The organism is Streptosporangium sp. NPDC006013, assembly GCF_040614275.1.
In the GTDB taxonomy this organism is placed as follows: Bacteria; Actinomycetota; Actinomycetes; order Streptosporangiales; family Streptosporangiaceae; genus Streptosporangium.
This window is the reverse complement of sequence record NZ_JBEXUE010000756.1, coordinates 1-3,172: the sequence shown is the minus strand read 5'-3', so window position 1 is coordinate 3,172 and position 3,172 is coordinate 1. Positions and strand designations below refer to the sequence as shown.

3 protein-coding genes are annotated in these 3,172 nt (G+C 70.6%); all 3 read right to left on the bottom strand.

What is annotated here, in order from left to right:
• Positions 1-771 (bottom strand): hypothetical protein (locus ABZ260_RS49040; protein ID WP_355632271.1); only part of this gene is annotated, 771 nt, incomplete at its 3' end.
• Between the two features lie 59 nt (positions 772-830).
• Positions 831-2,213, bottom strand: coding sequence for a DUF4331 domain-containing protein (locus ABZ260_RS49035; RefSeq protein ID WP_355632269.1), 1,383 nt, complete (start codon positions 2,211-2,213; stop codon positions 831-833).
• A gap of 307 nt (positions 2,214-2,520) precedes the next feature.
• Positions 2,521-3,078: an anti-sigma factor gene (locus tag ABZ260_RS49030; protein ID WP_355632274.1), complete on the bottom strand. Its 558-nt coding sequence runs from the start codon at positions 3,076-3,078 to the stop codon at positions 2,521-2,523.
• Between the last annotated feature and the right edge of the window lie 94 nt (positions 3,079-3,172).

Here is a 3,172-nt window from a genome sequence, read left to right as displayed (position 1 = left end):
GCCGGGAGCACTGCTGTCGGTGCTGGGCATGACCGCGGTCGTCCATGCGAGGCGGTACTGCTCGGTGGCGCCGCGCGGATCACCGGAGCGCAGGGCCAGCTCGCCCAGGTAGTGACGGCAGTAGGCGATGTCGTCGGGGGAGAAGGCGTCGTCAAGGGCGTGCTCCAGCATGCGGCGTGCCGTAGTGCGATCCCCGCGGAGTTCGGCGTCGTAGGAGGCCCGGGTGAAGGCCGCGACACCGGGGCGCAACTCCATCATCCTGCTGATCGCCCGGGTGGCCTCGTCGTAGCGGCCGAGCTGGGTGTAGGCGTCGGCCAGCACCGCCTGGGCGCCTTGGCCGTAGGGATTGGCGGTCTGTGACAGCTTGGCCAGTCGTACGGCCTCGGTGAAGTCGTGCCGACCGGCGGCGAGCGCTGCCTGGCCGGTCAGCGCGGCGAAATTGCCGGGGCTCAGCGCGGCGGAGCGGGCCAGCGCCTGCTCGGCCTTCGGATAGAAGGACGGGTCGGCGCTCAGGCGTGCCTGCTGGATGTAGGCGGAGCCGAGCCGCGCCCAGGCCTGGTGGTCATCGGGCAGCCGCCGCAGCCGGGCGGTCAGCGCCTGGATCGCGCTCTTGAGGGAGCCGGCCGAGACCGGGATCTCGGCCGACTGCCGGGGCGGTGCGGTGGCGGGTGACGGCGTTCGATCGCCGGGGATCAGGGCCGCCCCCGCGGTCAGTGCCGTCGCCAGGCCCAGCACGCCCACGGCGATCCGTGCTCTTACGGATGTCTTCACGGTGGTTACCCCCAGGGCCGGGTGCGGGACCCGGGCAGGCCGGGTCCCGCACGGTCGGATCAGCTCGCGTTGACCGATGTGTTGCCGGGCAGCGGGATGTAGGGGAACCGGGTGCCGAACGGCTTGTCGTTCCGGTCCACCTTGTCGCCGGCGGCCAGCGCGTCGACGAGCTTGCCGCTCTGGGCGGCGCCGGCCATCGCCTGCAGGGCGATGTCGATCACGTCGTCCCCGAGGCGGCGGCCGTTCGGGAAGCCCTGCAGGTCGCCGGCGAGCACGCCGAGCCGGTTCGGGTTCGCGGTGGGCGCGACGGCCATGTTCAGCCGCAGCATCTCCGCCGGGCGCAACCTGCCCGCGTCCTTGTTGAGACTCTGCGAGTTGAGGTCGGCCTTGATCGGGCCGTTGGCCTTGGCGATGCCGGTCAGGAAGATCTCGACCAGGTCGGCCCGGGGGGTCTTCGGCGCCTTGAGGCCGTAGATGGCCTCAAGAAGCTTGGGCACCTCCGGGTTGGTGACGCGCTTGACGACGGCCGGAACGTCGGCGTCCTTGTGCGGGGGCAGCGCGTTGAAGGCGTCCTTCAGTCCGGCCGGGACCACGACCTCGTTGACCAGCGGCTGGCCCAGCCGGGAGACCTGGACGTAGCCCTGGGGGCTCCACTTGTCCACGGTGGACCAGACGCCGATGACCGGGTTGCGGCCGGCGTCGCCCTTCAGGGCGACCTCGTCCTTGGGCACCTGCAGGGCCAGGCTGTGCACGTTGTAGCCCCCGAGGGTGTCCTGGCCGACCTCGGACAGGTCGCCGCCGTAGAGCAGGTCGAAGACCCGCAGGTCGGCGAAGAACGCCTCGTCGGCCTGGCCGGCGAACGCCTTCCCGCCGCCGGGCAGGTTCTTGATCGACTGGGTGCGCAGCGAGGCGTAGTCGGGCATCGAGGCCGGGCCGGTGTTGCTCGGGGCCACCACGCCGTCCTTGACCAGGGTCCGCGTTCCTCGATGGGTGATCTTCTTGACCGTGTAGCGCTGCCTGAACAGCAGGTTCTTGTCGTTCAGCGAGGTGACAGGGCCGTTGTCGTACAGGAAGGTGCCCGTGCCGCGCCTGTCCTCGTCACGGAACGTCCACTGGTAGACGGTGTCGGGCTGTGCGTCGCCATCACTGTCGATCTTGATGTTGTAGCGTGACCCGGCGTCGAACTGGTAGAAGTTCGGCCCGCCGTTCGGCTCCTCGAACGGGATGAAGTTCGCCATCAGGGTGACGGTGTCGGGCCTGTCCGGGCTGACGAACGCGTACACGTCGGTGTTGTCGTTGCGCGGGTCACCCGCGATCATGGGCGCCTCGCGGTGCGAGGACGCCGCGCCGGTCTCTGCTCTGAGCAGGGCGAGGGAGGAGGCGGTGAGTACTCCCGCGACGCCGATGCCGATCAGGGCGCGCCGACTGATTCGGAGCTCCATGTTTCGTTGGTCCTTTCGGCCGCCGGTCACGCCTGTGACCGGCCCATGAGGGCTGGGGGAGGCATCCGGTCAGGTTCTTCTCCCCTGCGCCGTATTCGTCGCCGGACCGCCCTCGGATTGGTCGATTTTTTCGGGCCGTGGACCATCCCTGATTTCGCTTGTTGAGGCGCTGGTATGCCACTGGTTCGGCGTACCGACCCATGCCACGCTGTCGACGATGTGAACGGTGGCGTCATGGGCCGAGCCGACGACACGACCACCCCGCCAGGGCGGTCGGCGGGGTGGTCGTACGGGGGCGCCGTCGTGCTCAGGTGGCGGGCAGGTCGACCAGGAGCAGGGGCCGGGTGGTGGGCTGGGCCGAGCCGCCTTCGGGCTCGATGGTGACGCCGAGCTGGGTGGTGGCGGCGAAGGGGGTGGTGACGACGAGCGGGGTACGGCCGGAGTCGTCGGGGCGCATCAGCCCGGCCGAGCGGATGCCCGTGGGGCCGATCTGCCAGAGCTGGTAGGTACGGCTGTCGGGCAGGGCGGCCAACCCACTGGCCAGGAACACCATTTCTCCCTCGGCGCGGGAGAACACCACGGTGGCGGTGCCGCCCCGCTGCGCGGTCGCGGTGAGGGTACGGGCATCAGGCGCGGCCAGGACGGCGGAGATCCGCCGGTCGCGCTGCTGGATCTGCTCCAGCTGATCCTGGGCGCGGACGGCGACCAGACCCAGCGAAACGGCGGCGGCCAGTCCGGCCGCGGCCAGTCCGACGGCCAGGCGGGGCCACCACGGGGCCTTCCTCATCGCGCCGGGTGCGTACGCGATGAGGGAGGGCGGCAGCTGACGGACCTGATCTATCTGGGTCATCACCTGCTCGCGCAGTCCCGGCGGCGGGTCGGTGGCCGTGGCACGGCCCCGCAGGCGTGCACGAGCTTGGCCCCGGTCCTCCTGGCCCGCTCGTGATGGCGGATGAACA

Bases quoted from the DNA above. Each gene is read 5' to 3' on its own strand.
- ABZ260_RS49035 (WP_355632269.1), bottom strand. From the start codon at position 2,213: ATGGAGCTCCGAATCAGTCGGCGCGCCCTGATCGGCATCGGCGTCGCG.